This window comes from Negadavirga shengliensis, assembly GCF_042652345.1.
GTDB classification, from domain to species: Bacteria; Bacteroidota; Bacteroidia; order Cytophagales; family Cyclobacteriaceae; genus Negadavirga; species Negadavirga shengliensis.
The window spans coordinates 524,445-549,022 of sequence record NZ_JBHSJJ010000001.1; the positions used below are offsets into that span (position 1 = coordinate 524,445).

Genomic DNA, 24,578 nt, shown 5'->3' on the forward strand with positions numbered 1-24,578 from the left:
GCGTGCGCGTATCATTTAAGTATTTTGTTGTTTACAAGCCCTATGGGATTCTGAGTCAGTTCAGCGGTGAAGAAGAAACCCTTAAATCCCTTTGGGATTTCCCGGAAGACGTGTATCCGGTAGGCAGGCTGGACAAAGACAGTGAGGGTTTGTTATTGATAACCAATGACAAGTCTTTGAATCACCGGCTTTTGGATCCCAAGTACCGTCACGAAAGGATATATTGGGTACAGGTGGAAGGGGAGGTGGATAAAAAGGCTCTGAATGCTTTGGAAAACGGAGTGAGCATCCGGGTAGGTGGAAAAGACCACCTGACCCAACCTGCTAAAGCCACCCGATTACCAGGCCCCTTGCCTGTCCCTGAAAGGTATCCTTCTATCAGGTTCAGGAAAAACATACCTGATTCCTGGTTGGCCCTTACATTAAGGGAAGGGAAAAACCGGCAGGTAAGAAAGATGACAGCCAGCGTCGGTTTTCCCACGTTGAGGCTGATCCGCTGGGCCATTGAGGGGCTTAATATTTCAGGATTTGCCTCAGGGGAAGTGAGGGAATTCGACAGGGAGACTCTGTACAGGCTGCTGAATATACGGGATGCCCCGGGTGCAGTGGACAGGCACGGTGGTACAAAAAAACCGGGAAAGAAAAATAAGAAAAGCGTCTGAATTGTGATAAATGACTATTTATCCTAATTTAGGCTTCAATTATAAGAAGGCTTTACGTTAAGCTGGATATTGACATACTTCAAACAGAAATCGCATCACAATCATGCATCAGGAAAAAATACAGGCTGTAATAAAGGAAGTGAAGAAAGTAGTGGTCGGACAGGACAAAATGATCAACCGGCTTTTAATTGGGCTGTTTACCAATGGTCACATATTGCTGGAAGGGGTTCCGGGCCTGGCCAAAACCCTTACGGTGAACACGCTGTCCAAGGTACTGCACCTGGATTTTAAAAGAATACAGTTTACACCCGACTTATTGCCTTCGGATTTGGTGGGAACGATGATCTATAATCAGCTCAATGCCAACTTTGAAGTGAAAAAGGGACCTATTTTTTCCAACATCATTTTGGCCGATGAGGTAAACAGGTCGCCGGCCAAAGTACAGTCTGCACTGCTGGAAGCCATGCAGGAAAGGCAGGTAACCATTGGCGAAACGACTTATCCTTTGGACCGCCCTTTTTTGGTCTTGGCTACGCAGAACCCTGTGGATCAGGAAGGAACATATCCTCTACCTGAAGCACAAGTGGACAGGTTTATGATGAAGGTCAATATTGACTACCCCACTAAAAAGGATGAACTTGAGGTGATGAGAAGGATGACCGATGCCCACTTTGCCTCCAATGTCAATGCCATATTGGACAAGGAGGAGATCTTTGCCATCCGAAATGCGATCAACGAGGTACAGATTGCGGAAACACTGGAAAACTACATCATTGAGTTGGTGTTTTCAACCAGGTTTCCGGAAAATTATGGCATGCATGAAGAAGCCAAATACATCATGTTCGGAGCTTCCCCCAGGGCATCCATCAACCTCAACCTGGCATCTAAAGCAGTGGCTTATATGGAAGGCCGTGATTACGTGCTCCCGGAGGACGTCAAAGAGATTGCCGATGATGTGTTGAACCACCGGATTATCCTTAATTACGAAGCCGAGGCCGACAATGTCAACACCCGGGATCTGATAAAGAAAATTCTTGAAAAAATACCACTAAATAAAACGGTCAGTATGAAATGACAAAAGATGGATAAATATCACCTTTTACCATCCTGATCCAATAGATGGATAAGAATAAATTATATTGGTTGCTCCAGATTTTCGGTTGGCTGAGCTTTGCCTTGGTCAACCTTTTCTTTGTGTCCTTGGCGAGGGGAATCACTCCCGTACAGATTGGCGCTTATTTTTCACTGGCCATATTTTATTTTCTTTCCACCCATTTTTTCAGATTTGTTATCAAAAACAAGTCATGGCTGGAATTCCCTATCGCCAAATTGGTAAGCCATGTGCTCATCGGTGTGTTGGTTTTAAGCCTGCTGAATACACTTGCCCAAATTATCATCAACTGGGTTTTTGACACGCTTAATACCCGTGAGGATTTCCGCCCTCTGGTGCTCTTTGCAAACCTGTTTACCAGTTTCCTTTACTATTCCTTGTGGTCTTTGCTGTATTTTCTTTTTTACTTTTTGGACAATTATAATTCGACTTTGAAATACCAGGCACGGATCAATGAAATCAAGCTGATCCACTTGCGGAACCAACTCAATCCCCATTTTATATTCAATGCACTGAACAGCGTGAGGGCGTTGGTGGATGAAGACCCTTTGAAAGCCAAATCCGCCATTACGCAGCTTTCCAACATTCTCAGGTATTCCCTGATCATGGACAAATACAAAACCATCCCCTTTGGGGAGGAACTGGATACCGTAAAGGACTACCTCAACCTGGAATCCATCCGGTTTGAAGAGCGGTTAAAAGTGTTATATGATATCGAACAACAAGCCTATCAGTACAAAATCCCGCCTATGATGCTACAAACCATTGTGGAAAACGGTATCAAACACGGCATATCCAACCTGATGAAGGGAGGAATAATAGAAATAAAATGCACCATTGGCTTGCTGGATGACCTGTACATTTGGGTCAAAAATAGCGGACAGCTAAAACAGGATGGCAATGCCAAAAGACGGCGAGAAGGCCACGGCATTTCCAATACCATACAACGGCTGAAATTGATTTATGGAAGCCGGGCCTCCTTCAAAATTTTCAATTATGGCCAAGATTTTGTCGTGACAGAAATAAAAATCCCAAAACAAAACATTAACTTAGATTAAAAAATAAACGAATATGCGTGTATTAATTGTAGATGATGAACGATTAGCCAGAAAGGAACTAACCAACCTCTTGTCCCAACATGATAATGTAGAGCTTCTGGGCGAAGCCGCAAATGTGGATGAAGCCAAAGAAAAAATCGAAGAACTACAGCCGGAAGTAATATTTCTGGATATACAAATGCCGGAAAAGACAGGCTTCGATCTGCTTGAAGAATTGGATCACGTGCCGCTGGTGGTCTTTATCACGGCTTATGACGAATTCGCCCTGCAAGCATTCCAAGTCAACGCTTTGGATTATTTGCTTAAGCCGATAGAGCCAGACAGGCTCACCGAAACTTTGAAAAAGCTTGAAAAAAAACTGGAAGAGCTCAAAAAGGAAGAGGACGAGGTAAAAGAGGCGCCAAAGGGTAAACTTACGCTTCACGACCAGGTGTTCGTAAAAGACGGGGACAAATGCTGGTTCGTCAAACTGGCCAACGTCCGGCTTTTTGAATCCGACGGGAATTATATCAAAGTTTATTTTGAAAACAACAAACCTATGATCCATAAATCCCTCAATGCTTTGGATGAAAGGTTGGATGAAAAATCATTTTTCAGGGCAAGCCGAAAACACATCATTAATTTAAGTTGGGTGGAAACCATAGAGCCTTGGTTTAACGGCGGCCTGGTCGTTACCCTAAAGGGGGGCGACCGGATTGAAGTCAGCAGACGGCAAGCCGCAAGATTTAAGGATTTAATGAGTTTATAATTTTTTTTTTGAAAACTATAGATTATATTCAATTTATCAACAGCTCAATCCATAAAATTGTATATTTAGTCGATCTATCCAATTATAAACAGCTTTAGTTAAAAAACTTTTCAAATTAAAACCTAGTAAATATGAAAGAAGAAAGAATATTGATAGTTGAAGACGATGTAAACATTTCGGAAAACATTGAGGAAATTTTGCAGCTTCTGGGCTATATCAATATCGATATTGCCAATTCCGCCAACCAAGCCATCAAAGTGGTCAAAAAATACCGGCCGGATATGGTTTTTATGGACATCAAACTCAAAGGTGACAAGGATGGTATTGAACTGGGTGAAATTATCCAACAAATGGTAGATGCCCCGATCGTATATGTAACTTCCTACAGTGATCCGGCCATCATCGAAAGGGCAAAAAGGACCCACCCTGCAGGTTTTATCGTAAAACCCTTCAACAGCAACGACATCCATGCCATGGTGGAAATCGTTCTTTACAATCAAAGAACGAGACCGATAATGTCGGAAGGCGGGGGCATGGCTATTGAAACCAGTCCCTATTTGGTTATAGATGCCGTATACATCAAGGCAGATAACAGTTTTGAAAGGGTGGATTACAAGGATATTTACTATGTGGAAGCCAATGGGAATATGGTCACCATTTTTACCAAAAACAGGAACTTTACCATCAGAAAATCCATGAAAGATATGGAAGAAAAATTACCTTCTAACTTATTTCTCCGTGTACAGAAATCATATATTGTGCAGTTAGCACAGATAGAAAATTTTAATACGAAGGAAATCAATCTGAAAACCGGTGATGTGGTACAGGTGGGCAGGCAGTATTATAACAGCTTCCTGGCCAAATTGAATACCATCACAGAAAGCTAGGCCGCACACTATAAAAGACGATTTGCCAGGTTGGCTAATTCTGAGCGTTCACCCTTTTCCAGCTTGATATGTGCATATAAAGGGTGTTCTTTCACCCTATCAATCAGATAGGAAAGCCCATTACTCTGACTGTCCAAATAAGGAGTGTCTATTTGAAACACATCACCCGTAAAGATAATCTTCGTGTTCTCACCCGCACGGCTTATAATGGTTTTTACCTCGTGAGGAGTCAGGTTTTGGGCTTCGTCTACTATAAAGAATATGTTTGACAACGACCGTCCCCTGATATAAGCCAGAGGTTGGATCACAAGTTTTTCCTGATTCACCATCTCGGTGATTTTCTGATACTCCTTGTCGTGTTCTAAATACTGGTGCTGGATAAATTTGAGATTATCCCACAACGGTTCCATATAGGGATTCAGCTTGGACTTTATATCCCCGGGGAGGTATCCGATATCCTTGTTGCTCAAAGGTACTATGGGCCTGGCAAGGTATATCTGCTTATAGTCTCTCCGCTGTTCCAAGGCACCGGCCAGCGCAAGTAAGGTTTTGCCTGTACCGGCCACACCCTGTATGGAAACAAGTTTGATCTTAGGATTCAGAATGGCATGCAGTGCAAATGCCTGTTCGGCATTTTTGGGAGAAACACTGTAAGCCCTTGACTTTTCTATTTTCTGAAGGGTCTGATCCTCCACATTGAAAAACGCCAAAATAGAAATATTGGGGCTTGGCCCCCTCAATATAAAAAAAGTGTTGCTATCCGGGATCAGTTTTCTTTTGCCGCCAAATATTTCCTTGGCGTCCATGATATGGTTTTCGTACAGACTACTGATCAAATCGGGGTCAATCCCCTCCACTATCTTCTTGCCCGTGTTTTCTATCTCGGAAATATTTTTGATCTTTCCTGTTTCGTAATCCTCCGCGTAGATGTCCAGGGATTTTGCTTTTAGCCTCAGGTTGATGTCTTTGCTGACAAGAATCACCTTTCTCCCGCTTTCCGTTTGCTTAAGGCTCAATGCAGCATTCAGGATCTTATGGTCATTCTTTTCCTCCCCAAATATATCATTTGCATTGAGTTTGTTGTCGGGATTCATCAATACCCTGAAATTACCTTTGTTTTTTCCATTCAGAGGAGTCCAATCATGGATCATATAATCCTTGGAAAGTTTATCCAAAAGTCTGATAAATTCACGGGCTTCAAAATTTTTGATGTCATTGCCCTTTTTAAACTGGTCCAGTTCCTCCAATACAGTGATAGGGATGACCACATCATGCTCTGCAAAATTCATGATGGAATGGTGATCGTAAAGAATCACCGAAGTATCAAGTACAAAAATTTTACTGTTTCTTTTGGGGCTGGTTCTGGGCATAAAATCAATGTTTATCGCAATAGCTTAATTATAAAAATTTAAATTGATATTATAACGCAAATGGGAAAAATTAAACTACTGCATCATTCCTGTTCACCATTATACAACTGATTACCAGTATAATAATTTCAACATTATTTGTCGGCAATGGGTATTCCCTTCAGACTCCTTTCAAGATCCAAAAGAAAGCTGTCCACAATACCCTGTTTTACATGAGGCATCACTACGATCTTGTACCATTCCGGGGCCTTTTCATAGGAATCCGCCACCAAATAGTATTTGTCTGCAAGATCTCCGGATATATGGGATGCCTGCATGGCAATGATATTAAGATAGGGGTTTCTGAAAAACGGCACTTTCATGCGGGTCAACCGGTTGCATATCCTTTCTGTCCGGTCACATAATGTTTCCATTTTGTATTTCCAGCCTTCCGACCCATGTACCTGGAGGATCATCCAGAGGGAAATGGCGTTGGCACCGGACCGGCTTCCACACAAGGTATAATCTTTTCCCGGTATGTAGTTGGCCTCATCGGTTTTTACGTATTGAAAGTATCCCTTTCTCACCAAAAACAAACCCGTTCCGTACGGAGTCTGCAACATCTTATGTCCGTCCGCGGCGATGGAAGTGACATAGGAGTTATCAAAAGTATACCGGCTTTCGGGATTGGTAAAGGGATATATAAATCCCCCATAGGCAGCATCTACATGGATTTTAAATGGCAAACGTCTACGGGTAAAATACTCCCCAAGCATGTCAATATCATCCACGGAGCCAAACATGGTAGTGGACAGGTTGGCCACAATGATAAAATACCGGCAACCGGACTGAATAGCTTTGTCCACCTGCTCTTCCAGCGAAGCCCTGGTGATGGCCCTGCTCTCATAATCCACCCCCAAAATAAAGCTTCTGAGCTGGAGCACATTTGCTCCCTTTGGCAAGGAATAATGGGTATCCTGAGAATACATCACCGCTATTTCATCCAGTTTGGCTCCGTGTTCCCTGATATAATAATTCCGGTAAATCCACATGGCCTGCATATTGGCTTCAGTACCTCCCGTGGCCACATATCCATCCTGTTGCCCCCTGCCCCCCTTAAAAATTTCCTGGGAAACCAGGGCAATCAACTCCTTCTCGATTTGCTGGGTCCCCTCAAACACATCAAGCACAGACTTATCGCTCAAGGTGTGCACCCCGATATGGTTGGGATTGCTTACCATGGCTGACATATAGGGCGCGTCTTCCAAAAATGGGGCATCCGGATAGAACTCCGTCGTGTCCAAATATGTACCGGGAATCCCCAATATCGGTTTCTCCCCCCTGTAATCCAGGTTTTTTCTTAATGCACCAAAAACCCTTTCCTTAATCTGCTCATGGGTGAGTTTTTTCCAGTACATCTGTCTTTGGGTTTAAAATTCCGTGTCAGTTCCAAATATTCCATGCAGCTTCTGCCTGCAGGTGCAACATCTCCATACCGTTTTTGGTGGCCGCCCCTCTTTCCGCAGCTGCCCGCATGAAAAGGGTTTCCTCCGGATTATAAACCAAATCGTATACCCTGTGCCCGTTTCCCAAACCGTCCATGGGAATATCCGGCATGGATCCCGTATTCGGATAGGTCCCGCGCGGGGTAGTATTGATGATCAGCAAATGATCTTTTAGGATCCTTTTGTCTGCATAAAGCTGCTCATAGGTAATTACGGAATCACCAATACCTGCGTTTCTTGACACCTTCAAAAAGTCCATTCCAAGATCCTTCAACACCTCCGCAACCGCTTTTGAAGCGCCTCCTGTACCCAATACCAGGGCCTTGGGCCTTTCTTTACCCAACCATTTTTCCAAAGATTCCTTAAAACCAAAATAATCTGTATTAAAACCTACCAGCTGGCCCTCCCTGATCTTTATGCAGTTCACGGCTCCAATAGCGCGACAGGAAGGATCCAGCCTATCCAAAAACGGGATGACCTTCTCTTTATAGGGAATGGTTACATTCAGTCCCACCAGGTCTTTTTCAGAGGCAATCAATCCGGGAAGCTGGTTTATTTCCGGAATCTCGTAAAGTTCGTATTGACAGTCTCTTTTACCTTCCCTTTCAAACTTCTCGGAAAAATATTTTTTTGAAAAGGAATGAGTTAAAGGGTACCCTATGAGTCCGTATTTTTTCATTCGCTTCTAAAATTATACGCTAATCTTTCAATACCAACGACCATCACCACCCCTGCCAGAAAGGTAAACACCGCCAAAAGAAACTGGGATTCCTGACCCGTCTCCAAGAGATAGTGATGCGGCCAGATGTTTTCTGTCAATAGAGGTTTCTGTGCCCCGCTTGAGGAGATCCTGTAACTCAGCACCTTTTTCCAGGGCCAGATTTTGTTGATGGAGCCCAGCATAAAACCGGATAAAAATGCCAGGGTTATGGCATGGAAGTTTTTCAACAACCAGGAAATTACTCTGCTAAACAGCAGCAAGCCGATGATACAGCCAACGGCAAAGACCGCTATGACCAACAGGTCCTTTTGGTTGACTGCATTTAGGATGAATTCGTATTTTCCAAGAATGAGCAACAAAAAGCTTCCCGATACCCCCGGAAGTATCATTGCGCATATGGCAATGGCTCCCGATATAAAGGTGAACCAAAGATTTTCGGGAAGGGTTAGCAGGGGCAATTCTGTAATAAGATAGGCCAAAATCATACCCACCGGTATGGCTACAAAAGCCATGACATTCCATTTTCGTATATCCCTCAAAATAATGACAGCGCTGATCAATATCAAACCGCAGAAAAAAGACCACAACGGAATCGGATGGTTGTCAATCAGATAAGTAATCCCTTTGGCCAAAGTAAAAATACTGGTCAGGATACCCGTCAGAAGAACCAGCAGAAAGCTTCCGTTGACATGTCGCCAGAAAGGCCCCAGTTTAAAGGATAGCAATAACCTCAGCGCTTCTGTATCAAAAGAACTGATGCTGTCCAGTAATTCTTCATAAATTTTCGTGACCAGGGCAATCGAGCCCCCGGATACACCCGGCACTATATCTGCACCACCCATAGCCATCCCCTTGAGGAACAAAAGGACCTTTTCTTTGATTTTATCCATATACCGATCTTTTAACGCAGGATCCGGCTTTGGGATTACCTGTTCTTAGAATTGGTTCAAAAAATAATCGAATGTATCCCCCCTCAACCCAAGCCTTAGGGTTTCCAACGGGATGAAATCATTCGGAGCGATATTGCCAAGGTTGACATTCGTGCCTAAAAGCTTAATAAACCATACCTGTTGCTCTTTTTGGGGGGCTTCCCAAATGATCTTCTCCTCGGGAATCTGGGTGAGGATTTCCTCCACCAGCCCTTGTCTCACTTCACCCGAATCCCTAAAAAGACCCACTGTGCCTCCTTCCCGGGCTTCGCCTATGACTTTCCATGCCCCCGCATTGAGTTCCTTCTGCATCTGCTCTATCCATTTATAGGGGGGTATGATTTTGGCGGCATCTTTCGAGCCCACTTCGGAAAGCACCGTTACCTCTTTGGAAAGGACCTCGATATAATTGCATTTTTTATCATGTTCCAACGTAATGGATCCATCCGAGACCTCCGCAAAACTCAATTGATATCTGTCCAACAATTGCAAATAGTCTTCAAATTGGTCCCTGATCACAAATGCTTCGAAAAGCGTGCCTCCAAAATAAACCGGAATACCTGCCGATCGGTAAATTTCAATTTTTTCCTTTAGGTTTTTAGTGACATAGGAAGTGGCCCATCCCAATTTGACAATATCTATAAAATCCCCGCACGTTTCAACGAAATCCTCCACCTCTCTAAGACTTAACCCCTTATCCATGGCCATGGTAAATCCTGAACTTCTGGGTTTGGCCGTACGGGAAGGGATGCTTTTAAGAATGTAATTCATTCAATAAAATTTTGATAAAATAATTGAATATGATCTTTAATTGTTAAAATCGCTCCTATACTGATTAATGATTTTATAAATAGCCTTCTGCTGTTCCAATTCGGGCATCAGCTCAAATAAAACCTTATGTTTTTCAAAGTCCAAAGTTAATGCATTTTCCAAATTTGAAAAGGCTTCTTTGTATTTACCTGTCTTGATAAGATACACCACCAAGCGGTAATAAAGCTCTGCCTCATCCGGAAGCTCTTCCATTCCTTCTTTGATCACGTCTTCGGCTTCCTCGAATCTGTTTTGATCAAAATAGATGATGGACAGGTTGATATAGGTCTCTATAATCCCCGGTTCCAGATTGATGGCTTCTTCATAAGCTTCCGAACTGGCCTGCAGGTTACCCAGGTTGTATTCCGCCTCTGCCAGGCCCACCCAGTAATTGGCATTTTCTGCGGAAAGGTTCAGGGCCTTTTTGAAATAATGAATGGCTTCAAAATATTTCTTTTTTTTCAGCATGCACATCCCCAGACCAAACCACGCATCGTCATACTCAGGATCCAGTTTTGCTGATTTTTTGAAATACTTAAAGGCCATATCAATCTGGTCCAGCTTCTCATAAGATGCGGCCAGATAACAGCAATTCTCGGCATTGCTTCCTTCGCAGTTAATGGTATTCTGGTAAGCTTCCAGTGCCAACTCGTACTGATGGGTGTTCATCAGGGCATTGCCTAGATTAAAATAGGCCGAAGCAAAGGTGTCATCAATGATCAAGGCATAGTCATAGGCTTTGATGGCCTCTTCGTATTTTCCCAGGCGGTTGTACACCACGCCCAAATTGTACCATGCACCCGCATTATAGGGGTCCTGATCTATGAAATCCTGATAAAACTGCAGAATCTCTCCAAACGACCCCTCTTCCTCCGTAATCATCGCCAGCTGAAACAAGGCGTCCTCGTGATTGATCTTGATCCTTACCGCCTCCTTGTAATTTTCCACAGCTTTTGCCATGTCCTTTTCGGCACGGTAAAGATTGCCCAACAGATAGTATACCTCGGCTTTATCCTCCGCCAGCGATAAAAAATTCTCCAGCAGTTCGATGGCCTCTTTGTTTTGATCCAAAAGAGACATGGCATTGGCCATGGACAACAATATCTCTTCATTGTTTGGAGACAGGTTATTCAGATTCTCCAATATTTCGAGGCCTTCTTCCAATTCGTCCATGAATATGAGTGATTGGGCCATGAGCAATTTCAACTCCAATGAGAAAGGGAACTTTTCCAGGGCAAGCTGACTCGCCTTATAGGCTTTCTTGAACTTGAAATTATCCTGATAGTACCTGATAATGTCTTCCAACTCTTCTTCTCCAAAATACAGGTCCAGGTTGGACTTAAGAGATTCCTCAAATCTTTGGACCAACTCTTTTTCCTGCTCGGAATGATTTTCAAAATCTCCTGTCATCGATCGTTGTTTATTTTTATTAGCTTAAGATACCAAATTATTTGATAGCCTAGCCATTCTGATTTTAGAAATTTAACGGGTGAAACCCTCAAGGATTCCACAGATAGCCTTCATCACTGCCCGCGATAGCCCATCTGAAAGTATCGGTCACGGGGATGAATCGGTGATCAAGGATCTGTTGTATTTTTTGATTGTCATAACTGATTTTCAGTTGTGCCAGTTGCAGCATCTGCCTGTTCAGGGCGATGGGACGGCTGCCAAAGAGGTTATACAATTTAACCCATCCCACTGCCAGGGAGGACATCATCCCATTTAACGGTTTGGAGGGTGCTTTCTTGCCAAATACTTCTGCCATTTTTTCAAAAAACAACTTATAGGAAATACACTCCTTGTTGATGATGTACCGTTCATTCCATCGGCCTTTCTTCACAAGGCAGGACATTATTTCCACCGCATCCCGTATATCCACATAGTTGATGCTCCCTTTGGGGTAGTATTTGTTGCCCTCCAACACGTACTTGTAAATTCCAGCGCTGCTCCTCACATCGCTGATTTTGCCTAATAGTACCGATGGATTGAACACCATTACATTCAGCCCCTCCTGTGAGCCTCTCCATACTTCCAGTTCTGCAAGATGCTTGGAGATGGCATAGGGCGTATTGAGCTCGGAATTGCTCCACTTGCTGTTTTCGTTCAACCGGACATGTTCATGATCTCTTCCCAAGGCCGCCACTGAACTTATATACACCAGATGGCCGCCTCCGGAAGAAAGCATCGCGTTGACCACATTGGTGGTCCCCTGTGTGTTGGTCATTAACAGCTTCTCATTGTCTTTTTCATCAAATGAAACCAGCCCTGCGGCATGGATGACCAAATCCTTATCCCTAAAGGCCTCCTCCAGCAGGGAGAGGTCATTGATATCCCCTTCATACCAGGTGATCTGATCCGCCAACTCTCCCAAAAGCCGCTGGTCGCTAGTAGGCCTTTTCAGCCCGAAAAGCTCACCCTTATCACGGAATGCCCTGGCCAAATAACTCCCCAATAACCCAGTAACCCCTGTTATGATTATTTTCATAGGTTGGTGTTCCATAGGTCCAAAGAGACAAGTTTGTGGTAATACTTTTCTTGTGGCAGGGTCTCAAGCGCGTTAAGGTAGCGTTTATTGTGACAATCCGTTCCCACCAGTTTCACCAACTTCATATCAATGATTTTTTCCGAGAATTTTTTTACGGGTTTGGAATAATATCCTGCCAGGGACAACAGATTCATTTGAAACGGTATATTTCTCTCTGCCAGCGCTTCCAATAAAGCACTGTCCTGATGCAGATAAATATACCTTTCCGGATGGGCAAACACCGGTTGGTAACCCGCCATTTCCATCCGGAAAAATGTTTCCAACAGGATATGCGGTTTACTGATAAATCCCGTTTCAACCAATACCATTTTGTTTTCCCCAAAAGACAGCAGCCTTTCATTTTTTTCCACCTTCTCAAAAAATACCTCATCCAAATAATACTCCGCTGCTGCTTCCAGCTCAATTTCAATTCCAGCTGCTGTTACGGCCTGGCGGAGAGTTGCTAACCCGTTCTGAATAACTTCCGGGGTATTTCTGTAAAACTCACTCATCACATGGGGCGTGGTGATCAGTTTTTTCAACCCATATCCCTGTAACCTGCTTACCAGCTCAACAGCTTCATCCAGATCCTGAGCACCATCATCTATGCCTGGGATCAGGTGGCTATGCATGTCAGCCTGCATCCACTGGAGATCCAGGAAGGTCGCCTCTGGCTTTTTGTACTTGCTGAAGATATTGAATATTGACATTAAAGTCCTTTACCGCTTTCTGTCCTAAATGTTTCTAAATTGGGCCATGATTTGTCCTTTTCCGACAGGATCGGATCAGCCACTCCCCAATCAATGTTTAACTCCATATCATTCCAAATAATTCCACCTTCGCTTTCTTTGTGATACAGGGCGGAGCATTTGTAAGAAAACACCGCATCTTCCCACACGGCAAAACCATGGGCAAACCCCTTGGGGACATACAGCATATTTTGTTTTTCGCCGTCCAAAACCACAGCATGATATTTTCCGAAAGTGGATGAATCTTTACGAAGGTCCACACAGACATCGAGTACTTTACCTGAGACCACCCGTACCAACTTTACCTGGGAATGCTCCCCTCCCTGAAAATGAAGGCCGCGTATAATGCCGGCCACAGAATAAGATTGGTTATCCTGCACCCAGTGGGTATTCAGGCCCGCTTTTTTAAATAAATCTTCTCTGTAGGTTTCCAAAAAATACCCCCTTCCATCTTTGAAAATCCGGGGATATATCTCATATACGTCTTTGATGGGAGTTTCTTTGATTTCCATTCAGTAATATTCAAGAGTAAAACCAAGTGCAATTTGGTAAATCCCCACCAAAAAAGTACCAATTTAGCAATATATTTACCCGTGACCGGTCCTAATGCATTTAAATTTTATGCGAAGCCTTCTTCATCGGGATGATGTAAAATTGGCCATCCGCGCTCTGTTTAAACTGTCATGAAATGGAATCAATTCGACGGGAGATCCGTTATTAGGGTTGACACTTTAAATTCATATTATCTGTAAATGAGTAAATACTCGAGAAAGTTAAAAAAACTGATTGAAACCGCGCCGGAACAAGAGACAGCCGTATTGGTAGCGCTGATCCACCAACATGAGACGGAGGAAATGGTTTCCGAACACTTGGATGAGCTGGCTTTCCTTACTGAAACATTGGGAGCAAAAGCCATTCACCGTTTTACCCAGCGAATGGAAAAACCCGATCCAAGGACTTTTGTGGGCTCCGGCAAGTTGGAAGAAATCAAAGCCTATATAGAATATTTTGATGCGGACATGGTGGTATTCGACGAAGACCTCAGTCCCTCCCAAATGAAAATCCTGGAAAACGAACTCAAAATCAAGGTTTATGACCGGTCCTTGTTGATTTTGGACATCTTCTTGAAAAGGGCTCAGACCGCTCAGGCCAAAACCCAAGTGGAACTGGCCAGGTTTCAGTATCTTCTGCCCAGACTTACCAGAATGTGGACTCACTTGGAACGGCAGCGAGGAGGTACCTCTACCCGGGGCGGTGCAGGTGAAAAGGAGATCGAAACGGATAAGAGGGATATCCGGCAGAAAATCACCCTACTGAAGGAAAAATTACAAAAAATTGAAAAACAAGGGATTACCCAAAGAAAAAGCAGAAAGGGCATCGTTAGGGTAGCCATGGTTGGATATACCAATGTGGGAAAAAGCACGCTGATGAAGCTGATGACCAAAGCCGATATACTTGCTGAAAATAAGTTGTTTGCTACGGTCGATTCCACCGTAAGGAAAGTTGTTTTGGACCAGGTTCCTTTTCTTTTGTCAGATACGGTTGGTTTCATCCGAAAACTGCCCACCCACCTGATAGAGTCCTTTAAATCCACTTTGGCGGAAATCGAAGAAGCGGATATTCTGGTTCATGTAGTGGATATCTCCCATCCGGCTTTTGAAGATCAGATTGCAGTGGTCAATCAAACCCTGAATGAAATGGGGGCTGGTGACAAACCTACCATCATGGTATTCAACAAAACGGATTTGGCCGCTAAAATGCCTTCTGAAGAAGAGCTGATGCTGATGAGTGAAATTGAGGTGGAAGATGCCAGCTTCATAGATTTTGAAAAGCTCGAACGGAGTTATGCCAAAAAATCAGAGATCACTCCTGTGTTCATCTCCGCCGAAAAAGGAACGGACATCGACAAATTCAGGGAGATATTGGCCGCTGAAGTCAAAAAATGCCATCTGAAGATATATCCCCATTATTTGGAAGACGAGGTGCTGGACTTTTCCCAGTTCAGTGAAAAGAATTGACCTTCCTACTGCATCCGCACCCTCCATTCTTTTGGATAGTAATTGTTGCTGCGGGAACCCAGGTTCTTTATCCATCCCAAAGGCAGGTCTCCATATTTGACCAATACCCAACCTTCAGGACATCCCGGAGGTTGGATGGTTTCTCTTTTGAGGTAAGAAAGGGCCGTTTCCAGGTCAAGCGCTGCTGTGGGATACCCCCCTTTGGATAAAACACTAAGGGCCCAGGCATGAGCGGGATTAAACTGGTTTCTTACAGATTGGCCCAACTCCGTGCCAAAATATTTTATGTTCAGGCTTGTAGCGATGTTTTCAAACATCGGAGCCCAATTGCTGTTAATGGCAAAATGTACCTCGTCCAAATGGTAAAATGCAGGCTCAAATGGAAAAGTTATATCGGGAAGCTTTTTTTCCTCCAGTGCCTTTCGGCTCGTCCGTTTTAAAAAAGGATGCTTGAATTCGTGGCTTTTTTTCATGACGGCATCCGGCATAGGTGAATTTCTTTTCAAGACGCAGACAAACAGCCCCTCTCCCTCCAGCAGGTGAGGAAAAAACCGGTAACTGTAGTAGGTATCCCCATGCGCCGGGATGGCTTGTTCCAGGATACCCCAATCCTTATTGATGGGGATTTTTACCGGCTGGTAAGAAAAGAGCTCCACAAGTTTTTTGATGTTTTCCTCATTCTCCTGGGTATTATAGGTACAGGTTGCATAAATCAGATAACCCCCATCCCGTGGCAGGGATGCGGCCTGCTCCAAAATCCTGGATTGTCTGCCGGCGCACAGCTTAACATGCTCAGAAGACCATTCTGAAACGGCAAGGGGATCCTTTCGGAACATACCTTCCCCGGAGCAGGGGGCATCCACCAACACCAGATCAAAAGCCCCCTGCAATGCTGAAAATTGGGCGGGGTCATTCTGGGAGACCACCGTGTTGCCCAAGCCCCATTTGATGATGTTTTCCCTTAAAATCTGGCTTCGGTTTTTGATGACTTCATTGGCCACCAGCAGGCCCTCATGACCTAAAAAGCTGCTGAGAATCGTGGATTTGCCCCCAGGGGCTGCGCAAAGATCCAGAAACAAGCCAGAAACATTGATGCTCCCCAGTATATGGTGGATAAAGGTAGAAGAAGCTTCCTGCACATAATAGGCCCCTCCGTGAAACATGGGATCTAAAGTGAATACAGGCCTTTTTTCCAATACCACGGCATCCTCACACCAGGGGACCCGGGGAAGCGCTGCAGGGACCTCGCAAACCTTGTACGGATTGTGTCGGATCACCGTACTGGGGGCGGCACGCATGCTTTTCAAAAAATCCTCCAGGCCCTTTTCTCCCAAAAGTGATTCCATTTGGTTCAGAAAGTCATGGGGAAGTGCCGATTTATGATTATCTTCCATTCAGAATAGTTTTGGTTGCCGGCATGAGAAGCGCCGGAACAGGTTTTGGCTGGCTATCCAGGTTTTTTCACATTCACAAAGGTAAAATAGAAATAGATTGTCCCAGCAATTGAAAAACAAAATATCGCCAAATTTGAGAGCGTCCTGATTCATGTATGCATAATCCATTGACCATATTGCTGGTATTTGTCTTCCGTTTGCTGCTCGGACTTTTGGCTTTCTCTGTGTTGCTGGTGATCGTTTATAGGTTTGTGCCGGTGCCTGTTACACCACTCATGGCCATAAGAATGGTGGAGCAGGCTAAGGATCCGGAAAGGGAAGTCCTCCTCGTCAAGGATTGGGTCCCTATATCGGAAATTTCACATCACATGGTAATGGCCGTGATCGCCGCTGAGGACCAGAAATTTTTGCAACATAGCGGTTTCGATTGGGAAGCCATAGACAAGGCTTTGGAAGGAAACAAATTGGGAAAAAGGATCAAAGGGGGAAGTACGATCAGCAATCAAACTGCAAAAAATGTGTTTCTGTGGCCCGGCCGAAATATGCTCAGAAAGGCGCTAGAAGCTTATTTTACTCTGATGATCGAGTTTTTGTGGAGCAAAGAACGCATCATGGAAGTCTATTTGAACGTGATAGAAATGGGCGATGGCATATATGGGGCGGAAGCAGCTGCAAACATGTATTACCAGAAATCCGCCAAAGACCTGACCCGTGCAGAGGCGGCCCTCATTGCGGCAGTTTTACCCAACCCGCTGCGTTGGACGCCGGCAAGCCCTACTTCCTACATAAGAAACCGGCAGGCTTGGATTTTAAGAAATATGAACAACCTGGGACCCCTCGAGCTCAAAGCAAATCCATAACCCGACGTCATTTCCGGATAAGGTTATACAGCCGGGTGGTGAATTTTGGCTTGTCCTCAATGATATTCACATCATCTTCACTGATCCGTTTTACACTCTCAATGGTATAAAAGGCTTTCTCGTTGCAGGTCTTCACTTTGCTGATGAAATCCTTTAAAGCCTCTCTTTTTAGCACGGTGAAAATCAGGGTTACCTTGCCATAACGGCCTTCCGCGCCCACAATCGTGAAACGGTATCCTTTTTCTTTCATAAAATCCATAAGCTCCGGCAAGGGACTCGGTGTGATCACCCTGACCAAAACCCTTCCCAGGGCCAGTCTCTCCTCAATGGTCATGCCCACATAGGTTCCCATGGCAAAACCGCCTGCATAAGCTATATAAGAAACCGGGTTACTGATGTTTTGAAATATCTGTCCGATGGCCAGCAGCCAGATCAAGGCTTCAAAAAAGCCCAAGACAGGTGCAATCCCTTTTTTGCCATTCAACACAAACATAATCCGGAGGGTATTGATGGAAACATCCGATACCCTTGCCAAAAAAATCAAAATGGGCATGATTAAATACTGAAATGCCTGCTGGGAAATACCTAAAGATTCTATGAGATTTTGCATACTGCTATGAATTTGTGGGACAAAAATACCGTTCCGGGCATTCAAATCAGAAGGTTAAAGATAATAACTTTCCCACGGGTTTTGAAGAAAGCGGACGCTCAGATCAAAAATCCCAAGACCAAGATTGGCCGATCGAAAGCTTCTAAATGGTTCTTTCCCTTCCAGCCAGCCATCCGAATACCGTAAACAAACCGGAAAAAACCAGCATGAGATAAATCAGCATGTTCCAGTCCTGCCAGATGTCATACGCAAGCCCAAACAACAAGGGCCCAAGGGCCGCTAAATAATAGCCGGTGGACTGCGCCATGCCGGAAAGGCCCGCTGTATGGGTTTCATTAGAAGTTCTTAGACTCATCAAAGTATAGGCCAGACTGATGCTCGCTCCCATGCAAACGCCTACCAAACCTATTCCGAGCAGGTTCAGCGCTATAGACGATGAAAAGAGCGCACTAAAACCCAACAGGTAGGCCAATCCCAACACCAGATTGATACCCGACTGTTGCCGGAAGCGGAGGGCAATGATGGGGGAGAGCAGAGTGCCCATCAGACCTACCACCTGCATCACGGACAAGGCTACTCCCGCTTCTACAGATGAAAGCCCTTTTTGGATCAGCATATCGGGCAGCCAGGTGATCAGGGTATAAAAAAGCAATGATTGAACCCCCATATACAGGCTTACTTGCCAAGCCAAGGGTGATTTCCATACATCAGAGGACTTTTCGGAAGATACTTTTTGATTTTCTTTTTTCTTCTTTATCTGGGGTACCCAGAACACCGCGGTCAGGAGGATCAAAAGCGCCCAAAATAAAAGGGAGCCCCGCCATCCCCAACCGAGGTCCTGAGCCATGGGAACGCTAAAAGCCGTGGCAATGGCGGCCATCATGGACATCCCTGTGGTGAACATTCCAGTCACCCAGCCCGTTTTGGCCGGCATCCTGGATTTTACCAGTGGAATGATCAGCACATTACAGATGACAATGCCTGTCCCCGTAAGAGCGGTTCCGAAATACAACAGGGGAGCTCCTCCCATGACCCTTGCCACCGTTCCCGCCAAAAGGATGATCAGCCCAAACAAGATGGCCCGGGCCTGTCCCAACCGCCTGCCAATAGCGGCTGAAAAAAGCGAAAAGGTGGCGAAGGTCAACAAAGGCAGAGTAGTCAGGAACCCAGCCCATCCATGTGACAGACCGAGATCGGTCCGGATATAGGGTATCAACGGACCTACAGCGGTAAAAGAAGGCCTGAGATTAAAAGAGACAAGCAATATCCCTAAAACCAGGAACCAGGATTTATCACGTATGGCATTTTTTGGCATGGATGCAAAAATAGGATTTTCCAGATCAATTCATCGGATTTAATTGAGGGAAGCATTCGGTAGGCCGTTTACGGTTCATAAAATGGTTAATCTTCAAAATGGGGAAGCACCTGCTCCGCAAAAAATTCGATAAAAGCCTGCTGCTGTTTATTGACATTGTGAACCGAAATGGCGGTAAAACCCATTTTTCTGTATTCCTCTATTTGGTTGATATAAACCTCCGGATCATTGCTGATGATCACATGATCGTCCATATCCTGGGGTTTTACATGAGCGGCTGCCTGTTCAAATTGCCTGGGATTTCTCAGCTCGGAGAGCAGATCACTTTCAAAAACATTGGTTTTCCATTGCTTAAAAGCCAGCTGTCTTGCCTTATCCGGATGTGCATCATAAGACACCTGGAGCTTCATATACATAGGTTTATCATTCCCGCCCGCGTTTTGCCATGCTTCCTGCATGCCCCTCAATTTGTGCAGGGGCTGGTTGACAGTGATCAGGCCATCCGCCCAGGAAGCGAGAAAAGCTGCTGTTTTTTGGGTCAGGGCTGCGCCCAATACCAAAGGGACCTGGGAGGGCAGGGTATATAAGCGCGCTTCCCGTACCTCAAAATGGCCCGAATAGGAAACCTCTTCTCCTTTCCACAAGCGTTTCATCACGTGAACCGCATCTTTTAAGGCCTCATTCCGTTGATCTTTAGTCGGCCAGGGCTTCCCGGAAATCCCCTCATTAAGCATCTGACCGCTGCCCGCGGCCATCCAAAACCGCCCGGGAAACATGTCCAATAAGGTGGCCGCAGCCTGGGCGATGACCGCAGGGTGATAACGATGATAGGGACAGGTCACCACACCCATGGCAATATCTGTTTTTGCCAGGGCGGCCCCCAACCATGACCAGGCAAAGCCCGATTGTCCCTGCGCCTCACTCCACGGGTAAAAATGATCCGAGGAGAGCGCAAACTTAAAACCGGAATCCGCCGCCCTGACGACATACCCAAGCAATTCCGAGGGGGTAAATTGTTCGTGGGAGACATGGTAGCCGAGTTGAAACATAATGGGTCAGTTTTGATGTTTATCCAATTTCATCCACCGGAAACCATAGCCATTCACGGCTATTTTGTCCCCGGATTTTTTGTAGTCACTTTCTGACAGAATATCCTCTACAGTACCGGATATTCCCGCTTCCTGCAAAGAAAAAGCGGTCTTTTTTGAAGCAAGGTTCAGGGCTATCAATAGCGCATACTCTCCCTTGCCATACTTCAGCAGGAGCAAACCGGGAAACTCAACGGCTATCTGCTCCCACTCCGCGGTTCCGATTTGGGGATGTTCCTTTCTCCTCCGGATGAGCTGGCACATGAAGTGATACAGGGAGCCCTTGTCTTTCTTCTGGTCTTCCACATTGACTTTTCTATAGCCGTATTCCCCGAGCTTCAGCGGCGGATAACGCAAATATTCCAGCGGCGCCGCAGAGAAACCGCCATGGGTCGTATTGGACCATTGCATAGGTAAACGGACCGCAGCCCTCAATTCCCGGTCAAGGTCATCTCCCATACCGATTTCCTCACCGTAATGCAGCATGGGAGATCCCGGGAGGCTAAAAATAATCGCATAGGTCAATTTGATCTTCCGGATGTCGTTGTCCATCATGGGCGCCAACTCCCTCTTGATTCCCCCGTTGAAAATCCGCATTTTCTCCATAGGGGCAAACCTCTCCAAGACTTCTTTCTGTTCTTTTTTTGTTAACTGGCCCGTGTTCAATTCATCATGGTGCCGGACAAAATTCAAGGCATGGCCATACCGGAGCCTGGCTTTGATATTCAAAGTTTTCACCAGTGGAGCTGCCTCTTTCCTTGCCATGGCCAACATGGTATGTTGGTTGGAATAAAAATTAAAAAACATCTGCATGCGGTTCCCTTTCCCAAAATATCCCTGGATGGAGGAAGGGGAAACATCCACTTCTCCCAACAACACCGCTTCCGGATCCAGTTCATAACAGCATTTTCTGATTTCCTCCAAAAAGGCCAATATATCCTTCTTAGTGTAGGGTGAGTTGGGAGGTGTTTCCGTCAGCGTATGAGCCGCATCGATCCGGAAACCCGAAATACCCAAATCAAGCCAAAACCGGACGATTTTGTATATCTCTTCCTTGACCTTATGGTTAGCCACATTCAGATCTGCCTGTTCCCTGTAATAACTATGGAGATAATAAGAATCCGTCTGGGAAACGTATTCCCATATGCTGTCCTCCACGCCTTCAAACATAACTTTTTTATGCTCATTTTTGGGTTTTTCATCCCGCCATATGTAATAATCCCGGTAAGGCGAATCCCGATAGCATTTTGCCTGAATGAACCAGGGATGCTCCGTGGAGGTATGGTTGATTACCAAGTCTGTCAAAATTCTTATTCCCCTTTCTTTGCACGCCTGTACGAAATTCAAAAAATCATCCATCGTCCCCAACCGGGGATCCACTGTTAAAAAGTCACAAACGTCATAGCCATAATCCTTTAATGGAGAAGGATAAAAAGGCATCAGCCAAAGACAATTGATGCCCAGTTCCTGCAGGTAATCCAGCCTGGAAGTAAGGCCCTGAAAGTCTCCGAATCCATCATTGTTCGAATCCTGGAATAACTTCACATCCAATCCATATACAATCGCATCAGTATACCATTTTTTTGAAAATTCTTCTCCCATACGACATGTATCTATCTTCCTTGTAATCGAGACGCCAGAAGTGCCGAGCAGTTCCGGATTAAAATAGCCGCATAATCCTCCCTGATTTCCTCGGGCTGACTTCTCTCACTCCGTATTTTTTCACAGTAAATAATTTCCTGATGCAGGCAAATGCTCCCATAGGCATACAGGTCAAAAATATTCTGCTCCGGTAGGGGTGAGGCATAGCCTGTCAGACTCAGACTCAAATCCACGTCAAAAAGCTTGGCTATGTTTTTGGCCATGGTCTGGGAGATGTCCTTTGAAACGCCATTGCAGGGATTACAAAGTTCGGGATTGATGAGCAACTGTAGTTTTTTTTGGGTGCAGCTATAGGTTGTGATGCCGCCTTCATAAAAAAGCCCGGCTTCAGATTCCTGACTGAACAACGACTGCAGATGCCCGGAGGAGACACTCTCCGCTACGGCCAACTTGATTTCTTTTGAAAGACAAAACTTTTTGATGATATCCAAAGCGCCTTTCAAATCAAATGACTTTGTTTCCAGATTCATATGGGTTTTGTGAAGAATGGAATAGAAGAATAATGTAAACCCGCGCTACCGCTTTGTTGGGGGAGGAGACACCTCCCCTTGCTCATCCACCACGATTTTATCCTCCGCATTCTGATCAAAAGTAAGTTCATAGTACACTTTCCCTTCTCTCATAAATTTTCTTGCATGGGAGATCTCCCTGTTTTTATATAAATTGTCTGATTTCATTTTGTTTTTAACAGAAGAGGGCAAATCCGCAGGTGAAAAACTTTCCTCCATGTTTTCTTCAATACTATCCTGCGTATGCACCCCATCTTCGTGTATTCCTTCCGAAGGCAATCCCCTAGCGTTAAATCCGTCTGTTATAGAAGTGGTATCTGCTTCTTGGTGCTCCCTTCCTGTGGCCCCTTCCTTGCATGCAGTTATCAACAGGAAAAACACGGCTATAATTAAAAACATATTCGCTTTCATGACTTCAAGGGTTCGTGGCAAACAGTTGGTTTATATTCAACCCTCATCTCAAAATGCATGCCTAATAGGGGGATTTTATTAATTTAGGACTGAAAAATACCATTATTATGATTTATGCCCTAAATCAACCATATTAAAATTGACATGTCAATAAAAATATTCAAATAAGTGGCGAAACGGCGACCATCAGCTCAGCACCTCATTGATTACCCTTCCATGGACATCAGTCAGGCGGAAATTTCTTCCCTGGAATTCATAGGTCAGCCGCTCGTGGTCAAAACCCAACTGGTGCAATATGGTGGCCTGTAAATCGTGCACATGGGTGCGCCCCTCTATTCCGTAATAGCCGATTTCATCCGTTGCTCCATGAATATGGCCTTTTTTGATACCTGCTCCAGCCATCCATATGGTAAAAGCCTCCAGATGATGATCCCTGCCATCAAAGCCAACCCCGGTCCGGGCTTCCATCATGGGCGTCCTGCCAAACTCACCGCCCCAGACCACCAAGGTCTCATCCAAAAGCCCCCTTTGTTTCAGGTCCATCAATAAAGCGGAAATAGGCCTATCAATGGCCTGACATGACCTCCGCATGCCCTCCCCAACGCCGTTGCCTTCGCCCACACCATGGGTATCCCAACGGTTGTCAAACAGCTGTACAAACCGTACACCCTTCTCTACCAGCCTCCGGGCCAGCAGGCAGTTGTTGGCAAAGGATGCCTCCCCGGGAGCGGTGCCGTACAACTGGTGGATATGCTCAGGCTCATCATTGATGTTCATGATTCCGGGCACTGCCGCCTGCATGCGGAAGGCCAGCTCATATTGGGAAATTCTCGAAAGGATTTCAGGATCACCCGCTTCTTCATATTCCAGGCGGTTGATCTCGTTGATGGCTTCTATGGATTTTTTTCGCAGATGGCTGTCAATATTATCCGGGTTAGATAGAAAAAGCACGGGATCTCCCTTGGACCTGCATTGGACACCCTGGTGTATGGTGGGCAAAAACCCGCTGCCCCAGGCGCTCTTTCCCGCACTGATGGCGCCTCCGCCGGAAGTCAGCACCACATATCCTGGTAAATTTTGATTTTCCGAACCCAAACCATACACGGTCCAGGAACCCATGCTGGGCTTGCCTAACCGGGCACTGCCGGTATGCATCAGCAGCTGGGCAGGGGCGTGATTGAACTCGTCGGTATGCATGGCCTTTAAAAAACTCACTTCGTCCACCATCTTGGCGAAACGCGGCATGTAATCGGAAACATGAGCGCCTGACTGACCATGCTGCGCAAATTGGGCCTGGGGACCCAACAACTTCGGTGTCCCTTTCAGAAAAGCAAATTCTTTCCCTTCCATCAGGGACTTGGGGGTATCTTTCCCATCCAGCTTTTGCAGCTCCGGCTTAAAGTCAAACAGTTCCAGGTGAGAGGGTCCGCCGGCCATGTGCAGAAAAATCACACTCTTGGCCTTGGGAGAAAAGTGAGGGCCAAGGATGTCCGGGTTAAGGGCTCTGCGTTTTGTCTCACCGGGCACCCATTTTTCACAACCCATCAGGCTGGCCAGGGCAATGGCCCCCAATCCCGAAGTGCATTTTTTCAGAAAATGCCTTCGGCTATTGTATGCGGCCCTTCGCAAGAGCATTTCTTCTACCAGATTTCCCATAT

24 protein-coding genes are annotated in these 24,578 nt (G+C 45.3%); 7 read left to right on the forward strand and 17 right to left on the reverse strand.

Translation table 11 applies throughout. The features are described from left to right. Positions 1-2: 2 nt before the first annotated feature. The 5 genes from ACFPFU_RS02175 to ACFPFU_RS02195 all read left to right on the forward strand — a co-directional run bounded on the left by ACFPFU_RS02175 (position 3) and on the right by ACFPFU_RS02195 (position 4,466). Positions 3-662: a pseudouridine synthase gene (locus ACFPFU_RS02175; protein WP_377061046.1), complete on the forward strand. Its 660-nt coding sequence runs from the start codon at positions 3-5 to the stop codon at positions 660-662. Positions 663-765: 103 nt separating this feature from the next. Beyond that, positions 766-1,737, forward strand: coding sequence for an AAA family ATPase (locus tag ACFPFU_RS02180; protein ID WP_377061048.1), 972 nt, complete (start codon positions 766-768; stop codon positions 1,735-1,737). A 44-nt stretch (positions 1,738-1,781) separates the two neighbouring features. Beyond that, on the forward strand, positions 1,782-2,831 hold the full coding sequence (locus tag ACFPFU_RS02185; protein WP_377061050.1) for a sensor histidine kinase: 1,050 nt from the start codon (positions 1,782-1,784) through the stop codon (positions 2,829-2,831). A gap of 13 nt (positions 2,832-2,844) precedes the next feature. Then, positions 2,845-3,579, forward strand: coding sequence for a LytR/AlgR family response regulator transcription factor (locus ACFPFU_RS02190; RefSeq protein WP_377061052.1), 735 nt, complete (start codon positions 2,845-2,847; stop codon positions 3,577-3,579). A 131-nt stretch (positions 3,580-3,710) separates the two neighbouring features. Continuing rightward, positions 3,711-4,466 carry a LytR/AlgR family response regulator transcription factor gene (locus tag ACFPFU_RS02195; protein WP_377061054.1) on the forward strand — a complete coding sequence of 252 codons (756 nt, stop codon included), beginning with the start codon at positions 3,711-3,713 and terminating at the stop codon, positions 4,464-4,466. Between the two features lie 8 nt (positions 4,467-4,474). Here the strand turns inward: ACFPFU_RS02195 and ACFPFU_RS02200 are convergent, their stop codons facing one another. The 9 genes from ACFPFU_RS02200 to rfbC all read right to left on the reverse strand — a co-directional run bounded on the left by ACFPFU_RS02200 (position 4,475) and on the right by rfbC (position 13,565). Beyond that, positions 4,475-5,836, reverse strand: a complete 1,362-nt coding sequence (locus tag ACFPFU_RS02200; protein ID WP_377061056.1) for a PhoH family protein — start codon at positions 5,834-5,836, stop codon at positions 4,475-4,477. Positions 5,837-5,970: 134 nt separating this feature from the next. Next, positions 5,971-7,233, reverse strand: coding sequence for a pyridoxal phosphate-dependent decarboxylase family protein (locus tag ACFPFU_RS02205; protein WP_377061058.1), 1,263 nt, complete (start codon positions 7,231-7,233; stop codon positions 5,971-5,973). A gap of 25 nt (positions 7,234-7,258) precedes the next feature. Next, entirely contained in the window at positions 7,259-7,999 is a 741-nt protein-coding gene (locus ACFPFU_RS02210; RefSeq protein ID WP_377061060.1) for a shikimate dehydrogenase family protein, read from the reverse strand. Beyond that, positions 7,996-8,931, reverse strand: a complete 936-nt coding sequence (locus ACFPFU_RS02215) for a DUF368 domain-containing protein (protein ID WP_377061062.1) — start codon at positions 8,929-8,931, stop codon at positions 7,996-7,998. The genes ACFPFU_RS02210 and ACFPFU_RS02215 overlap by 4 nt, the downstream gene beginning before the upstream one ends. Positions 8,932-8,976: 45 nt before the next feature. Beyond that, on the reverse strand, positions 8,977-9,741 hold the full coding sequence (locus tag ACFPFU_RS02220; RefSeq protein WP_377061064.1) for a phosphosulfolactate synthase: 765 nt from the start codon (positions 9,739-9,741) through the stop codon (positions 8,977-8,979). A 36-nt stretch (positions 9,742-9,777) separates the two neighbouring features. Beyond that, positions 9,778-11,190, reverse strand: coding sequence for a tetratricopeptide repeat protein (locus tag ACFPFU_RS02225; RefSeq protein WP_377061066.1), 1,413 nt, complete (start codon positions 11,188-11,190; stop codon positions 9,778-9,780). An 88-nt stretch (positions 11,191-11,278) separates the two neighbouring features. Beyond that, positions 11,279-12,265 (reverse strand): NAD-dependent epimerase/dehydratase family protein, encoded by a 987-nt coding sequence (locus ACFPFU_RS02230; protein ID WP_377061068.1) that lies wholly within the window; start codon positions 12,263-12,265, stop codon positions 11,279-11,281. Continuing rightward, the gene (locus ACFPFU_RS02235; RefSeq protein ID WP_377061070.1) at positions 12,262-13,014 is read right to left on the reverse strand and encodes a tyrosine-protein phosphatase; all 753 of its coding nucleotides are present in this window, start codon (positions 13,012-13,014) and stop codon (positions 12,262-12,264) included. Before ACFPFU_RS02235 ends, ACFPFU_RS02230 begins: the two co-directional genes overlap by 4 nt. Next, complete coding sequence (rfbC, locus tag ACFPFU_RS02240) at positions 13,014-13,565, reverse strand: dTDP-4-dehydrorhamnose 3,5-epimerase (RefSeq protein ID WP_377061072.1); 552 nt, start codon at positions 13,563-13,565, stop codon at positions 13,014-13,016. Before rfbC ends, ACFPFU_RS02235 begins: the two co-directional genes overlap by 1 nt. 240 nt (positions 13,566-13,805) lie before the next feature. Between rfbC and hflX the strand changes: the two genes are divergently transcribed. Further along, complete coding sequence (gene hflX, locus ACFPFU_RS02245; RefSeq protein WP_377061074.1) at positions 13,806-15,071, forward strand: GTPase HflX; 1,266 nt, start codon at positions 13,806-13,808, stop codon at positions 15,069-15,071. Between the two features lie 5 nt (positions 15,072-15,076). Here the strand turns inward: hflX and ACFPFU_RS02250 are convergent, their stop codons facing one another. Beyond that, positions 15,077-16,465 (reverse strand): methyltransferase RsmF C-terminal domain-like protein, encoded by a 1,389-nt coding sequence (locus tag ACFPFU_RS02250; protein ID WP_377061076.1) that lies wholly within the window; start codon positions 16,463-16,465, stop codon positions 15,077-15,079. Between the two features lie 155 nt (positions 16,466-16,620). On the opposite strand from ACFPFU_RS02250, the gene mtgA reads away from it, so the two are divergent. Then, complete coding sequence (gene mtgA, locus ACFPFU_RS02255) at positions 16,621-17,325, forward strand: monofunctional biosynthetic peptidoglycan transglycosylase (RefSeq protein ID WP_377061078.1); 705 nt, start codon at positions 16,621-16,623, stop codon at positions 17,323-17,325. A gap of 7 nt (positions 17,326-17,332) precedes the next feature. Here mtgA and ACFPFU_RS02260 read toward each other — a convergent pair whose 3' ends face one another. The 7 genes from ACFPFU_RS02260 to ACFPFU_RS02290 all read right to left on the reverse strand — a co-directional run bounded on the left by ACFPFU_RS02260 (position 17,333) and on the right by ACFPFU_RS02290 (position 24,576). Beyond that, positions 17,333-17,935, reverse strand: coding sequence for a DUF2179 domain-containing protein (locus ACFPFU_RS02260; protein WP_377061080.1), 603 nt, complete (start codon positions 17,933-17,935; stop codon positions 17,333-17,335). A gap of 142 nt (positions 17,936-18,077) precedes the next feature. After that, a complete protein-coding gene (locus ACFPFU_RS02265) occupies positions 18,078-19,250 on the reverse strand; it encodes a CynX/NimT family MFS transporter (protein WP_377061082.1) in 1,173 nt (390 codons plus the stop codon). 86 nt (positions 19,251-19,336) lie between these two features. Beyond that, positions 19,337-20,299 carry a TIGR03885 family FMN-dependent LLM class oxidoreductase gene (locus tag ACFPFU_RS02270; RefSeq protein ID WP_377061084.1) on the reverse strand — a complete coding sequence of 321 codons (963 nt, stop codon included), beginning with the start codon at positions 20,297-20,299 and terminating at the stop codon, positions 19,337-19,339. Positions 20,300-20,305: 6 nt separating this feature from the next. Next, positions 20,306-21,940, reverse strand: a complete 1,635-nt coding sequence (locus tag ACFPFU_RS02275) for an alpha-amylase family protein (RefSeq protein WP_377061086.1) — start codon at positions 21,938-21,940, stop codon at positions 20,306-20,308. Between the two features lie 11 nt (positions 21,941-21,951). After that, positions 21,952-22,470: a CinA family protein gene (locus ACFPFU_RS02280; protein ID WP_377061088.1), complete on the reverse strand. Its 519-nt coding sequence runs from the start codon at positions 22,468-22,470 to the stop codon at positions 21,952-21,954. A gap of 45 nt (positions 22,471-22,515) precedes the next feature. Then, on the reverse strand, positions 22,516-22,920 hold the full coding sequence (locus ACFPFU_RS02285) for a hypothetical protein (protein ID WP_377061090.1): 405 nt from the start codon (positions 22,918-22,920) through the stop codon (positions 22,516-22,518). A gap of 186 nt (positions 22,921-23,106) precedes the next feature. Beyond that, positions 23,107-24,576 (reverse strand): DUF1501 domain-containing protein, encoded by a 1,470-nt coding sequence (locus ACFPFU_RS02290; protein ID WP_377061092.1) that lies wholly within the window; start codon positions 24,574-24,576, stop codon positions 23,107-23,109. Positions 24,577-24,578: the final 2 nt, after the last annotated feature.